Here is a 13,625-nt window from a genome sequence, read left to right as displayed (position 1 = left end):
GGTCGCAATCACGCGCGATGGCTCGGCATTGAGTATAGACGAAAAGTCTATCGTAGACTTTATTGAATGGAATCTGGGGTCGGTCCAGAATCAGGTCGCGGTCGCGAACCAGGCAAACGCGTGGCGGGTCCGTCTGCGACGAACCCGCAAAACCGTTACGCGAGATCGAGCGCCGCGGTCATATCGCCAGGTGGCGTCGCGCCGTTCTCCGCGAACGCCCGGTCTCGCGCAATCACGCCGTCTAGCGGCGCGAGGCCATGCACGCGCGTAATCAGTCGCAGGATCGAATTGGTGTCGTAGAGGCTGTGATCCACGTAACCTTTTTTGGCGAGCGGTGACACGACGAGCGCCGGGATGCGCGAGCCGGGACCCCAGCGATCGCCCTTCGGTGGCGCGACCGGGTCCCACCATCCGCCGTTTTCGTCGTGGGTGACGATCACGACCGTGTTGGCCCACAGCGGACTGCGCTGCAGATGATCGATGACCTGCGTGATGTGCCGGTCGCCCGATTCGACGTCGGCGTAACCGGCGTGCATGTTCAGGTTGCCCTGCGGTTTGTAGAACGTGACTGCGGGCAGACGTCCGGCATCGATGTCCGCGATCAGATGGTTTGTCGATGCGTCGTCGCCGGTGCCTGCATCGCGCAGATGGCGCTGGCGCGCGTCGGTGCCCGGGGCGTAATTCACGAAATAGTTGAACGGCTGATGGTGATACTGGAAATCCGGCACCGCGCCCGTGTCCTGATGGTCGAGCGCGTACTGCCACGCGCCGCTGTACCACGCCCAGTCGACGCCCTTGTCCGACAGCCGGTCGCCGATCGTCGCGTACGTCTGCGGCCGCAGCACCTTCGGGTTGGAAGGATCGGCCAGATTCGGATCGCCACCTTCTGCGGGGCGCACGTTGCTCGGCATGTACGGCGGCGCCATCGTGTTGACGGCGTAACCGTCCGCGGTGAAGAGACCATCGTTTTCATACTTCGGCGGCCCGGCGAGCGCCGACGCCGGTGAGTCCGCGCTGAGTTTCAGCCGCGTGCCGGTGGGGTCGTCGCCTTCGATGATCGAGACGAGTTTCTTCGCCGGGCTGGTCTGGATGTCCGCGTAATACGGCGCCTGCGCCGAAATCAGGAAGATGTGATTGAGCCATGAGCCGCCGAAAGCGGCCATGAAGAAGTTGTCGCACAGCGTGTATTGCTGCGCGAGGTTCCACAGACGCAACGAGTCGGCCGAATTCCGGTAATGGCCCATCACGAGGCCGCCGGAGTCCGCCCAGGCGACGAACTGGTTGTTGCGGCCCGCGTTGATCTGCATCTGGTTCTGATAGAAGCGATGCACCAGATCGCGCGTGATGACGCCGTTCGGCAGCGGCGTGCCGTGGGCGTCGGCGATACGGAACGGCCCATTCGGCAGACCGACGATGTCGCGCTCGGCAATCATGTAGCGCTTGCCGTCCACTTCCTGCGCCTGCGGCACGAGGCCGCCCCAGATTTTTGGCAGTTGCGCGAGCGGCGTCTTGCCGTCGCGGTCGAGCTGCACGTAACGGGATGCCGGCACGGCGTCGAGCGGATGCTGGACGCCCGGGAAATTGCCGTACAGGTTCGCGAAGCTGCGGTTCTCCGCATAGATCACGACGATATGGCGAACCTGATCGTGGAGCGCGGCGTCGAGCCGGAGATCGGCCGCGCTACGCGGGCCGCTGCCTGCGGATTGCAGGTCGGTCTTGCAGCCTGTCAGCGCGAGGCCAATACCGACTGCCGCAAGGCCGGTCAGGACACGACGACGTTCCGGATCGTCGGGCTGGTCGGCGTGCTGGGGAAGGTCAGGCGGGAGCGTCGGATCATCGGGTTGCATCGGCAGATCTCCTTATGAGCGCGTTTTCCAGCGAAGGCGGGCGCCGGTTCGGGCGTGCCCCGGGGCCTCAATACCACGTGCATCCTGGCACCCGACAGGGTGAATCCGCAAGCAGCGAATGTGCATAGACACCGAGGTGCGGCGAACGGTGAGGGTTTTCGGGAGGCCCCGATGTGAAGGCCGGCGTGGAGCCTTTATTCACCGTGGGCAACGCGGCTGGTGTAGCGAGCCGCGGTGCAGGAGAGCGGCGTTTCATGGCCCGTGGCCAGGATCATCCCACCCGCTCCAAACATTGTGAGACGGCCTCAAACCCTTATGGATAAAGGGCGAGGGCGCGTGCGCCGATGCGGACCTGCGTGCGCTGAAACAGACGAAAGCGCAAGTCAGCAGCCCGCTCTTCGCAGACTCTGACAGAGCGAACGGTGTGCCGCGGCTCGCGCCAGAAATCACCGGAGAGCGCCGGGAATCAGCCTTAAGGTGAGGTTTTTCGGGAGTGCGTGGCGAAGCTGTATGGGGCATCTGGAGGGTTCCCACCGGGCTGCAGCGGGCCGCCCGGAGGAACGCAGACCGCCCGGCAGGAATCTTTTTGCGCATAAAGCCGCGCGGCACGCTCTTAGCAAATCACAAACCCAGCTCCAGAACATAAGGCTAAAACTGTAAGTGGGTACTCACATGAAGCACCTGATCACCCGGGCGAAAACCGCAATCAACGCGCACACGTGACCAGTTCGCGCAGTTCATCGATATCGAACGGCTTCGCGAGAATCGGCACGCCGAGGTGCCGGGCGCGTTCGAGTTCGTCCGCGTAACCGGTCATCAGCGCGATGCGCTGAGCGGGCCACTGCTGTTGAACCTGCTCGGCGAGATCGATTCCGCTCAGGCGGCCAGGCATCTGGATATCGGACAGCACGAGATCGAAGGTTTCGCCGGCATTGAGCGCGTCGAGCGCGGCATCGGCGGTCGGCTCGTGGCGAACCTTGCAGCCGAAGACTTCGAGCACCGCGGCGACGCCTTCGGCGACGTCCTCGTTGTCCTCGACGAGCAAAACGATGCCCTGCGTCGCGGGAGCGGTAGCAGGTGCGGCCGGCGCGGCGGGCCGCGCTGGCTCCTGCTCGCCCTGGTAACGCGGCAGGTACAGACGCACCGTCGTGCCGCGCTGCGGGACGCTGTCGATGCGTGCCGTGCCGCCAGCCTGTTCGCACGCGGCCAGCACCTGTGCGAGACCGAGGCCTGTCCCCGCGCCGCTCACCTTCGTCGTGAAGAGCGGCTCGAACGCGCGCTTCAGCACGCTTTCCGGCATACCCTCGCCGTCGTCCGTCAGCGAGACCAGCACGTATTCACCGTCGGGCAGACTCGTGTCGCTCGCGGTCAGACGGACGTTCTGCCCGCGGATCACGAAGCGCCCACCCAGCGGCATCGCATCGCGCGCGTTCACCGCGACGTTGATGATCGCGAACTCGAGTTCGGTCGCGTCGGCGAACCCGTGCCAGAGATCCGGCACGACCTGCACGCTGACCCGCACCTTGTCGCCGACGGCAGTCTGGATCAGATGCGTCGCGGCCGGTAGCCAGGTGGCGAAGTCGATGGCTTCCTGCTTGAGCGGCTGCTTGCGCGCGACGCTCAGCAGGCGCCGCGCAAGCGACTGCGCGCCGAGCGTCGCGCGCTCGACGGCCGTCACTTCCTTCTCGACGTTGTTGAAGCCCTTGCGACGCGCAAGCCCCATGTTGGTCGAGACAACCATCAGCAGATTGTTGAAGTCGTGTGCGACGTTCGCGACGAGGTTGCCAAGCGCACCCATCCGGCGCATCTGCCGGCTCGATGCCTCGGCGGAAAGACGCATCGCCACTTCCGCCTGCCAGTGCTCCCATGCGACCTGCTCGGCGCGCAGCTGGCGCAGCGAGAACAGCACGAGCACGCACACCGCGAAGCAGGGCACCGCGGTAATCGCCGCAATCAGCAGGTAATGACGCCACCACGCGTCGAAGATCGCGTCAGTGGCGTAGCCGGCCACGACGTAAAGCGGATAGTTGCCGACGCGACGAAACGCGAGCAGACGTTCGACGTTGTCCACGGTCGATGTCATGCGGAGACGGCCGAACAGCACGCCATCGTGCAACGCGTTCGTGAACGGCGTATTCGCGACGGGCATCGCGCCTGGCCGGCCTGCGGGAAAGCGCAGCAGGATGCCGCCGTCGCGGCGATACAGGCCGATCGTCACAGCGGGGTTCTCGCTGACCAGTTCGCGGTAGAAATCGGCGAAGTACTTTCGCTGCAACGCAATCGAAACGACGCCGAGAAAACTGCCGTCCTTCAGCGACGTGCGCCCCAGGTTTGTTACGAATACGTCCGCCTGACCGATCACGCCGCGCAGCGGCAACGAGAAATACGGCTCGGGCCGGATTGCCCGCGCGGAAAGGAAGTCATCGCGATCGGCAACCGATGCCTTCGGCACGGGGTAATAACGGCTCGACGTCAGCACGTCGCCGTTCTTGCCGAAGAGGGAGATCGCCGCAATCTGCGGGAAGTCGCCACCAATGGCGCTGAGCCGCCGGTGGATCGGCGCTTCCTGCGCGCGGATTTCGGCGTCGCTGCTGTCGCCGAGCAGATCGACAATGCGCGTCGCCATTTCGTTGTTCAGGTCCAGCACCTTGAGCGCATGTTCCTGGGCCACGCGCGCAAGGCGATCGGTCACATCGTTGGCATCGACGGTGCGGCGCTGATAATCGTAGTAGCCGTAGCCGATCAGACAGACCAGCGGAATCAGTACGGCCGCCGCGAGGACGACAAGGAGGATGCGGCGCGTCGCCGCAAAGTTCCGCGACGGTAGTGGCAGGTCGAGTGCCGAGGACTCGGTAGGGCGCAAGCTCGCGGGCTCCCGTAGCGACGAAAGAGACATCGTACCCGGTAGCCGGCCATCTGGAGCGTCTGGTAGACGTGCAACGTGTGCCCGATGCGGGCGGACGGTGAGAAGGTTCGGGAGCGTCAGCGCATCTGTTTCATCGAGACAGGTGAGAACATACGGGAGCCGGCGGCCGGTGAGCCGCGCCGGCCGACGGGGTTCACCTTGTCATCGTCGAAACGAAAACTAGACGCTTGCAGCCGGATGCACGTCCTTCTCGCGTTCGGCAAGCCACGCGCGCCATCCGCCGGTATGCGTGATGTCGATTGCATCGTCGAGACCTTGCGACTCGCAGATGAAACCGGTCTCCCAGCGTCCGTCCGCGAGTTGCACCTTGCCGAGGCCGAGCGGGGCCGCGATGCCCGTCAGGAAGGAACCCAGTTCGGCGCTTGGGATGTCCCAGACCTCGACGGCGATGGCGGCGCCCTCCTTGTCGACACGCACCATGCCCGGCCGTGCAACGCTGCCGCCAGCCAGCGCGTACAGACGGTAATGCGGTGCGCTCGTCGTTGCTTCGACAAGGCGTGCGCCGCGGCGCTTTAGCTGCGGGTTAAGCGGCAGGCCGTCCAGATGCGCGCCGCACACCACCACGCGCGTGCGGTCGTGGCGCGCCACACCCGCGGGCGCATCGAGGTCGCACGAAACGCCGCCTGCCAGCGGCAGCTTCAACGTGCGTTGCAGGTCATCGGCGACGCTCAGCAGATACTGGTCGGTGAACGCGCGGCCAAAGAGCGTGATGCCCCACGGCAGGCCGTTTTTCATGAAGCCGACGGGCGCGGCGACGGCCGCGTAGTCGAGCAGGTTCATGAAGTTCGTGTAGTAACCGAGCAGCGAATTCGCGCCGATCGGATCGCGTTCCAGTTCGGCCAGCGTCACCGGGCGCGGGAACGATGGGGTCAGCACGAAGTCGACGGTTTCGAGCACCGCGTCGCAGGTTTTCTTGAGCGCCTGCAGGCGGTATTGCGCACGGAACGCATCGACGGCCGTGGTGCCGGGTGCCCTCGCAAGCACGTCGCGAATCACCGGCAGCACGGCGTCCGGTTGCGTCTCGACGAGTTCGCCCGCGACGCTGTAGCGCTCGGCCACCCACGGTCCTTCATACAGCAGCTTCGCGGCTTCGACGAACGGCGCGAAGTCGATCTCGACGGCTTCGCCGCCCATCGCTTCGAGCGTCGAGCGTGCGAACGCGAAAAGCGCGGGGCTTTCGTCGCAGCCGGCAAATTCCGGATCGCGCGGCACGCCAAAGCGAAAGCGCGCGATCCTGCCGAACGCGGCGCCGTCGTTCCATTGCGGATTGGCACGGCTGTAGGCATCGGCGGGATCTTCCTGCGCCGTCAGCGCGAGTAGCTCGCTTGCTTCGCGCGCGGTCGCGGTGAGGAACGTCACGCAGTCGAGCGTGCGGCACGCGGGCACGACGCCCGCTGTCGAAAGCAGCCCCTTCGTGCCTTTCAGGCCGACGAGGTTGTTCAGCGCCGCGGGCACGCGCCCGGAACCGGCTGTGTCGGTGCCGAGTGCGAAACTCGCGACGCCCAGCGCCACCGCAAGCGACGATCCCGAGCTCGATCCGCCCGACGGGTAGTCAGCGAGCACGCTGTTGCGGCACTTGCCGTACGGCGAGCGCGTGCCGTTCAGACCCGTCGCGAACTGGTCGAGATTGGTCTTGCCGAGCGGCACCGCACCGAGCGCGATCAGCTGCTCGACGAGCTTCGCGGAAGCGGCCGGCGTGTACGCGAACGCGGGGCATGCGGCGGTCGTCGGGATGCCCGCGAGATCGATGTTGTCCTTGATCGCGAACGGGATGCCGTAGAGCGGCAACGTGCTGGCGTCGGCGGCTTCGAGCGTGGCGAAATACGGTTCGAGTTCCGCTTCGTCCAGCAGATGAATGAAGAGATGGAATTCCGCGTTCAACGTGGCGGCGCGCTCGCGCAACTCGCCAATCAACTGGCGCGGCGTGGTCTCTCCGGCGCGGTACGCCGCGCGCAACGTCGGCAGTCGCATATCGAAGGAAGGCATGCCGGCTCCTGAGTGTGGGTTCGTGTCTGTCATTGTGGATCTGTCGCGGGATTCGACGCTCATGCACGGCCAATGACCACGACGCGCTGCCCGGCGCGCACCGGCGAACCGGGTGCAACGTACACCTCGTCGATGACACCCGCGCACGGCGCGGTCACCGAGATTTCCATTTTCATCGATTCAATAACCAGCAGCACATCGCCGGCCGCAACCGTCTGGCCCGGATTCACGTGGACCTGCCACAGGTTGCCCGCGATCTCGCTGTCGACGGCGATCTGGCCGTCGTCGAGCGCCGTCGTACCGGCTTCGTCGGCGACGGGCGGCTCCAGCGTTTCTTCCGCGCTGCCGGCTTCGTGCCAGCGCTGGCGCTCTGCCTGGAACGCAGCCTGCTGACGCGCGCGGAACGTATCGATCTCGCTGGCCTCGCGCTCGAGGAAGCCCTGATAGTCCGCGAGCGACAGTTCGGTCTCTTCGATCTTCAGTGGATATCGGCCGAGCGGGAAGTCGGCGCGGATCTGCAGCAGCTCATCTGCCGGGACTTCGTAGAAACGGATCTGGTCGAAAAAGCGCAGCAGATACGGACGCCCGGCGAAATCCGCTGTCTTGCGAAAGCGGTTCCACATCTGCAACGTGCGGCCGACGAACTGGTAACCGCCAGGCCCTTCCATGCCGTACACGCACAGATAGGCGCCGCCGATGCCGACGGAATTCTCCGCCGTCCACGTGCGCGCCGGGTTGTACTTGGTCGTGACAAGCCGGTGACGCGGATCGAGCGGCGTCGCGACCGGCGCGCCGAGATACACGTCGCCGAGACCCATCACGAGATAGCTTGCATCGAACACGATGCGCTTCACCGCATCGATCGAATCGAGATCGTTGATGCGCCGGATGAACTCCAGATTGCTCGGACACCACGGCGCGTCCTTGCGCACGGTCGTCATGTATTTGTCGATGGCGAGCTGGCACGCGGGGTCGTCCCACGAAAGCGGCAGATGCACGACGCGCGAAGGCACGCGCAGATCCTGCTGCAGCAGCACGCGTTGCCAGGTGCGCTCGACGGTGTCGAGCAGCGTCGCGAGCGGCAGGCGTTCCGGCTGATAGTGAATCTGCAGCGAGCGGATGCCCGGCGTCAGGTCGATCACGCCGTCCAGATCGAGCGCTTCAAGCTGCTGCATCAACGCGTGGCCGCGAAACCGGAGTACGAGATCGAGTTCCGCCGGCCCGATTTCGAGCAGCAGATGCGTATCGCCGGAAAGGCGCGCAACGAGACGCTCGCGCTCCGCCCCGATATCGAGGACGACCGGTGAATTCAACACAGGGGCTTCGCTGGTATCGGCAAGCGTAAGCGGTGTTGCATTCGCCAGCGCTTCCAGCGTCCTGGTTTCTTCAGCACGTGCAGTCGCGGCGGCGCGTGCCGTGGCGATATCGACGGGAACGAAGCGGACCCTGTCGCCCGCCTTGAGCTGGCCGATCTGCCAGAGGTCGGCTTCGACAATCGTGACCGGGCACACGAAGCCGCCAAGGCTCGGGCCATCCGGCCCGAGAATCACGGGCATGTCGCCGGTGAAATCGATTGCACCAACCGCGTACGGATTGTCGTGGATGTTCGACGGATGCAGGCCCGCTTCGCCGCCGTCCTGACGCGTCCATTCCGGCTTCGGGCCGATCAGGCGTACGCCCGTGCGGCTCGAGTTGAAGTGAATCTCCCACTCGGTCGCGAGAAAACGCTCGATGTACGGCGCGCTGAAGTATTCGGGCGCACCGTGCGGGCCGTAGATCACGCGCAGCACGCGTACGGCTTCGAGCGGCGGCGTGAGCGTTGAAGGCAACGTGGCGCCCGCGCGTTGATCGGCAAGCGGCTGAAGATGCAGCACGTCGCCGGCACGCAGCGCGCGGCCGCCGTGTCCGCCGAACTGGCCGAGCGTGAACGTGCTGCGGCTGCCGAGATACTGCGCGACGTCGAGCCCGCCGCGCACGCACAGATACGCGCGCGCGCCGGCCCCACGAATCGTGCCGAGCGTGAGCGTCGTGCCGGCGGCGATGAAGAGCGACGTGTTCATCGGCTGTGCGATGTCGTCGATCGTGACGGGCAGCGTCGCGCCGGTGATGGCGACGACGGCGTCCGTGTTGAAGCGCAGCGTGGGTCCGCTCATCGTGATTTCGAGCGCGGCAGCGTCGGCTTCGTTGCCGAGCAGACGGTTGCCGAGGCGCAGCGCGCGGTCGTCCATCGGACCGGACGGCGGAATGCCGACCGCCCAGTAGCCCTGGCGGCCCGGATAGTCCTGCACGGTCGTCTGTGTGCCGCCGCTCAATATCTCGAACGTGGCGGCGTGGTAGCGCAGGCCTTCGAGGCAGCGCGTCCACGGTTCGCCGCTCGCGAACGGCGTGTCGTCGAGAATCTGCCGCAGATAGTCGCGATTCGTTTCGACGCCGTAGAGGCGCGTTGTACGTAAAGCTTCACCCAGCGTGTGACGGGCTGCATCGCGCGTTGGCGACCAGGCGATCAGCTTCGCGAGCATCGGATCGAAATACGGCGGCACTTCGCAGCCCGCTTCGATCCACGTATCGATACGCAACGCGCGTCCATCGGCTGCGGGAAACGCGACGTCGGTCAGAAGGCCCGGGCTCGGCTTGAAGTCGCGGCCTGGGTCTTCCGCGTAAAGACGCGCCTGGATCGCGTGACCCGACGGTCGCAGATCGCGCGCGAGCATGTCGAGCGGCGCGAGCGTGCCGGCGGCCAGCTCGATCATCCAGCGCACGAGATCGACGCCCCACACCTGCTCGGTTACGCCATGCTCGACCTGAAGGCGCGTGTTCACTTCGAGGAAATAGAAACGCTGCGCGAGGCTGTCGTAGACGAACTCGACGGTGCCCGCCGAGCGGTAGCTGACTGCGCGCGCGAGCTTGATCGCCGCGTCGCACAGCGCTTCGGCCATGCCTTCGGGCAGATTCGGCGCGGGCGTTTCTTCGAGCACTTTCTGGTTGCGCCGCTGCACGGAGCAGTCGCGCACGCCGAGCGCGATCGCGTGACCGTTGCCGTCGCCGAATACCTGCACTTCGAGGTGACGCGCACGCTCGATGTACTTTTCGAGGAACACGCCCGCATCGCTGAAGTTGTTCTGGCCGAGCCGCTTCACCACTTCGAACTGCGCGGTCAGCTCGTCCGCCGAGCGGCACACGCGCATGCCGATGCCGCCGCCGCCCGCCGTGCTCTTCAGCATCACCGGATAGCCGATGCGTTCCGCCGCGCCCAGCGCCGCGTCGATATCGTCGAGGAGGCCCGTGCCTTCGAGCATCGGCACACCCTGTTCGCCTGCAATCGCGCGGGCCGTGTGTTTGAGGCCGAACGCGCGCAGCTGCTCGGGTGTCGGTCCGATGAACGCGATGCCGGCGGCTTCGCATGCTTCGGCGAATGCGGCGTTTTCCGACAGGAAGCCGTAGCCCGGATGGATCGCCTGCACGCCTTCGGCGCGCGCGATCGCGAGGATCTTGCCGATGTCCAGATACGTGGCGCCGGCCGCGCCTTCTCCGAGCCCGTGGGCGACGGTTGCTTCGATGACGTGACGGCTCGCGCGATCGGCTTCGCTATAGACGGCGACGCCCGCCACTTCGAGTTCGCGCAGTGTGCGCAGGATGCGGCAGGCGATTGCGCCGCGATTGGCGATCAGAACTTTCTCGAACATGAGAGGACGTGTCAGGCATGGGCGGGTCGTCCCGCCACCGTGGGCATGCACGCCGTGGTCGTCCACGGCATGTCAGCGGTGCTGCGTTTTACGTGTTGCTCAACGCTTCAGCGAAGTGCGCTGCATCGGAAAAAGACGTTCCGCGCGCGCTTTCATCATCGCGTAGAGCCAGTCGCGCAAGGTGGTCAGTTCCATATCAGGAGCTCCGCGGGCGTCGGGTTGTACGCATTGCACGGGTTGTTCAGTTGCGGACAGTTCGAGATCAGTACGATCACGTCCATTTCCGCGCGCATCTCGACGTACTTGCCCGGCGCCGAAATGCCGTCTTCGAACGTGAGACCGCCGCTTGCCGTGACCGGCACGTTCATGAAGAAGTTGACGTTCGCGTTGATGTCGCGCTTCGACAGACGGCCGTCATGCGCGCACGCACGCAGGTAGTTGTCGCGGCAGCTATGCATGTAGCGCTTTTCGAGCGCGTAGCGCACGGTGTTGCTTTCCTGCGCGCAGGCGCCGCCGAGCGTGTCGTGGCGTCCGCATGTATCCGCGACGATCGTCAGCATCGGATTGCCGAGGTTCGAATACAGCACGGTGCCGGTTGTCAGATACAGGCTTTGCTGGCGGCGCAGCGTGCGTTGCGCGTCGTAGCGTTCGCGCGGATCGGCGAGGCTGTAGAACAGCGTATCGACGGCCTGGTTGCCTTCCAGATCGTGAATGCGCAGCGTCTGACCTGCCTTCACTTCTTTCAGCCACGGCTCGCCGGCTGCGAGCGTTTCGCGGTAGACGGCTTCGGCGGGATTTTTTGTGCTTTCAGTGAGCGTTGTCGTCATCTGGCGTGCTCCGGTCAGAGGAAGAAGCGTTCAGTGTTGATGAAGCCGCGACCGTTTTCGTCGCACGACGTGCGGCAGATTTCGGCGACCTGGGCATCGGAGCCGGCGAGCGTGAGCCTGACCGGCTTCGGTGCGTATTCGGGGTTCGGATCGAGCGGATGCTGGATGGCGGTGAGCACGACGAGCGTATTCATCGGTGCGTACAGCTCGACGTAGTCGCCGGCCTTCGAGTTGCCGGGCACGAAGCTCAACGCGCCCGCATCGGTGACGTCGACGCGGCTAAAAAGGTTCAGCGTCATCAGCAGATCGGAAAGGCCAAGGCCCCATTTGCCGAGTTCGACGAGCAGGTTGTCGGTGCCGTTGCGAAAGAACGCGTTACGCAGTTCCTGATAACGGCCCATGCCGTACTTTTCGTGCACTTCTTCGGCGTTCGAAATGCCCACGAGGGTGTCGTGCCAGCCGCACGTATCCGCGACGATCGCGGCAAGCACGCGGCCCATGTCGGAGTAGAGGCAATGGCCTTTCGTGAGCTTCGCCGTGTGCTGGCATTTGAGCGTGTCAGGCAGGTTCAGGCGCTCGCTTTTCTCGGCGGCGTTGACCATCATCACGCTGACGTTGGCGCCACCGCGCAGATCGGTGATGCGCAGCAGTTGTCCGCGTTTCACGATCAGCGAGGTATGGCCGCCGCCGGGTACATTTTCTTCGAGCAGGAAATCCATGTTCGTGTTGTCCTTGTTCTCAGGCCGCAAGCACGTCGACGCGTGCGGCGCCTTCCACGGCAGCCTTCGCCAGGTGGATCGCGGACGCGGAATCGGCATTGCGTTCAAGCGGAATGTTGTAGGTGATGCGCGCGCCGTATGCGCCGGGTGCCTGCGGATCGACGCGCACCTTGTCGAACACCAGCACGCGGCTGCCGAGCGCGAAGCCTTCCTTCAGGTCGTGCGTCACCATGAAAATCGTGAGGCCCGTTTCGCGCCAGAGCTTCAGCAGCAGGTCCTGCATGTCCTTGCGGATGCCCGGATCGAGTGCGCCGAACGGTTCGTCGAGCAGCAGGACGCGCGGCTTCATGACAAGCGCCTGGGCAATCGCAAGACGCTGCTGCATGCCGCCGGAAAGCTGATGCGGATATTTGTCGAGCGCGGCGGCAAGACCCACGCGCTCCAGCATCGAAACGGCTTCATCCTGTGCCGCGCGGCGGTGCGCACCGAACAGACGCCCAGTGAACTTCGCGTGCGGCAGTTCAAGTCCGAGCAGCACGTTGCGCATCACGCTCAGATGATCGAACACGGAATAGCGCTGGAACACGACGCCCCGATGCGCGTCAGGCTCGCCCGGCAGCGGTTCGCCGTCGAGCAGGATTTCGCCGCGCGTCGCGCGTTCCTGGCCGAGCAGCAGACGCAGGAACGTAGACTTGCCGCATCCCGAAGCACCGACCATCGAGCAGAATTCGCCCTGCTCGATCTTCAGGTTCAGGCGCTCCAGCACGACCTGATCGCCGTATTCTTTCCAGACGTTACGGACTTCGATCATCGTGAACCTCCGCCGTACCACGGGAACGCAGCCTTCGTCAGACGGCGCAGCGCTTCATCCATCAGCCACGCGAGCAACGTGATCCACATGACGTAAGGCAGGATCACGTCCATCGCGAGATAGCGGCGCACGAGGAAGATGCGATAACCGAGGCCATCCGTCGAAGCAATCGCTTCAGCCGCGATCAAAAAGAGCCACGCGGAGCACAGCGAAAGCCTCAGCGCGACCAGCAGACGCGGCAACAGTTGCGGCACGATCACGCGCAGCATCAACGTCCAGCTTGTCGCGCCGAGCGTTTGCGCCTTCACCCACAGCTCGTTCGGAATTTCGCGGGCGCGCTGCTGAAGATCGCGGATCATCATCGGCGTGATGCCGATCACGATCAGCACGACCTTCGACAGTTCGTCGAGTCCGAACACGATGAAAAGAATCGGTAGCACCGCGAGCGGCGGGATCATCGATATCACCGTGATGAACGGCGACAGCGTGGCTGTGACGAGCGGAATGCTGCCCGTCAGGATGCCCGCCACCAGCGCGATCACGGCGCTCACCAAAAGACCGATGCCAAGGCGTCGAAGGCTGGAGGCCGTGTCGGCCCACAGCAGGTGTTCGCCCGTGCGCTTGTCTTCGGTAAAGGCGAACTGCTTGATGGCGTCGGACATCTGCGTGGCGCTCGGCAGCAGCTTGTCTTCAGGGTTCGCCGCGAGCCGCAGTGACGAACCCGTGAAGTACACCGCGACCAGCACGATGAACGGCATGAGCAGCAGCATGAGCGCGCCGCTTCGGCCCGGGTGTCGGTTGATGAGTCGCATGGTGCGCCGTCTTT

Annotated in this window: 8 protein-coding genes; all 8 read right to left on the bottom strand. The window is 64.8% G+C overall.

All coding sequences use genetic code 11. The features are described 5' to 3' along the window. Positions 1-155: 155 nt before the first annotated feature. Positions 156-1,847, bottom strand: coding sequence for an acid phosphatase (locus tag LPA36_RS25980; RefSeq protein ID WP_228883047.1), 1,692 nt, complete (start codon positions 1,845-1,847; stop codon positions 156-158). Between the two features lie 706 nt (positions 1,848-2,553). Beyond that, the gene (locus LPA36_RS25975) at positions 2,554-4,710 is read right to left on the bottom strand and encodes a hybrid sensor histidine kinase/response regulator (RefSeq protein WP_228883045.1); all 2,157 of its coding nucleotides are present in this window, start codon (positions 4,708-4,710) and stop codon (positions 2,554-2,556) included. A 222-nt stretch (positions 4,711-4,932) separates the two neighbouring features. Next, positions 4,933-6,759 carry an allophanate hydrolase gene (atzF, locus tag LPA36_RS25970; protein ID WP_228883042.1) on the bottom strand — a complete coding sequence of 609 codons (1,827 nt, stop codon included), beginning with the start codon at positions 6,757-6,759 and terminating at the stop codon, positions 4,933-4,935. A gap of 59 nt (positions 6,760-6,818) precedes the next feature. Further along, the gene (uca, locus tag LPA36_RS25965; RefSeq protein ID WP_228883041.1) at positions 6,819-10,442 is read right to left on the bottom strand and encodes an urea carboxylase; all 3,624 of its coding nucleotides are present in this window, start codon (positions 10,440-10,442) and stop codon (positions 6,819-6,821) included. Positions 10,443-10,627: 185 nt separating this feature from the next. Next, positions 10,628-11,269 (bottom strand): urea amidolyase associated protein UAAP2, encoded by a 642-nt coding sequence (locus LPA36_RS25960; protein WP_228883040.1) that lies wholly within the window; start codon positions 11,267-11,269, stop codon positions 10,628-10,630. A gap of 14 nt (positions 11,270-11,283) precedes the next feature. Beyond that, positions 11,284-11,988 carry an urea amidolyase associated protein UAAP1 gene (locus LPA36_RS25955; RefSeq protein WP_228883039.1) on the bottom strand — a complete coding sequence of 235 codons (705 nt, stop codon included), beginning with the start codon at positions 11,986-11,988 and terminating at the stop codon, positions 11,284-11,286. Between the two features lie 19 nt (positions 11,989-12,007). After that, on the bottom strand, positions 12,008-12,799 hold the full coding sequence (locus tag LPA36_RS25950) for an ABC transporter ATP-binding protein (protein ID WP_228883038.1): 792 nt from the start codon (positions 12,797-12,799) through the stop codon (positions 12,008-12,010). Further along, a complete protein-coding gene (locus LPA36_RS25945) occupies positions 12,796-13,611 on the bottom strand; it encodes an ABC transporter permease (protein WP_228883037.1) in 816 nt (271 codons plus the stop codon). The genes LPA36_RS25950 and LPA36_RS25945 overlap by 4 nt, the downstream gene beginning before the upstream one ends. Positions 13,612-13,625 lie beyond the last annotated feature (14 nt).

Source organism: Paraburkholderia saeva, from assembly GCF_907164555.1.
GTDB lineage: Bacteria > Pseudomonadota > Gammaproteobacteria > Burkholderiales > Burkholderiaceae > Paraburkholderia > Paraburkholderia saeva.
The sequence above is the reverse complement of the archived record's forward strand: the minus strand, read 5'-3'. Positions and strand labels throughout refer to the sequence as shown.

Excerpts from the sequence above, each read along its gene's own strand:
- uca (WP_228883041.1), bottom strand. The coding sequence starts at position 10,442 with ATGTTCGAGAAAGTTCTGATCGCCAATCGCGGCGCAATCGCCTGCCGC.
- LPA36_RS25950 (WP_228883038.1), bottom strand. The coding sequence starts at position 12,799 with ATGATCGAAGTCCGTAACGTCTGGAAAGAATACGGCGATCAGGTCGTG.
- atzF (WP_228883042.1), bottom strand. The coding sequence starts at position 6,759 with ATGCCTTCCTTCGATATGCGACTGCCGACGTTGCGCGCGGCGTACCGC.
- LPA36_RS25980 (WP_228883047.1), bottom strand. The coding sequence starts at position 1,847 with ATGCAACCCGATGATCCGACGCTCCCGCCTGACCTTCCCCAGCACGCC.
- LPA36_RS25955 (WP_228883039.1), bottom strand. The coding sequence starts at position 11,988 with ATGGATTTCCTGCTCGAAGAAAATGTACCCGGCGGCGGCCATACCTCG.
- LPA36_RS25960 (WP_228883040.1), bottom strand. The coding sequence starts at position 11,269 with ATGACGACAACGCTCACTGAAAGCACAAAAAATCCCGCCGAAGCCGTC.
- LPA36_RS25945 (WP_228883037.1), bottom strand. The coding sequence starts at position 13,611 with ATGCGACTCATCAACCGACACCCGGGCCGAAGCGGCGCGCTCATGCTG.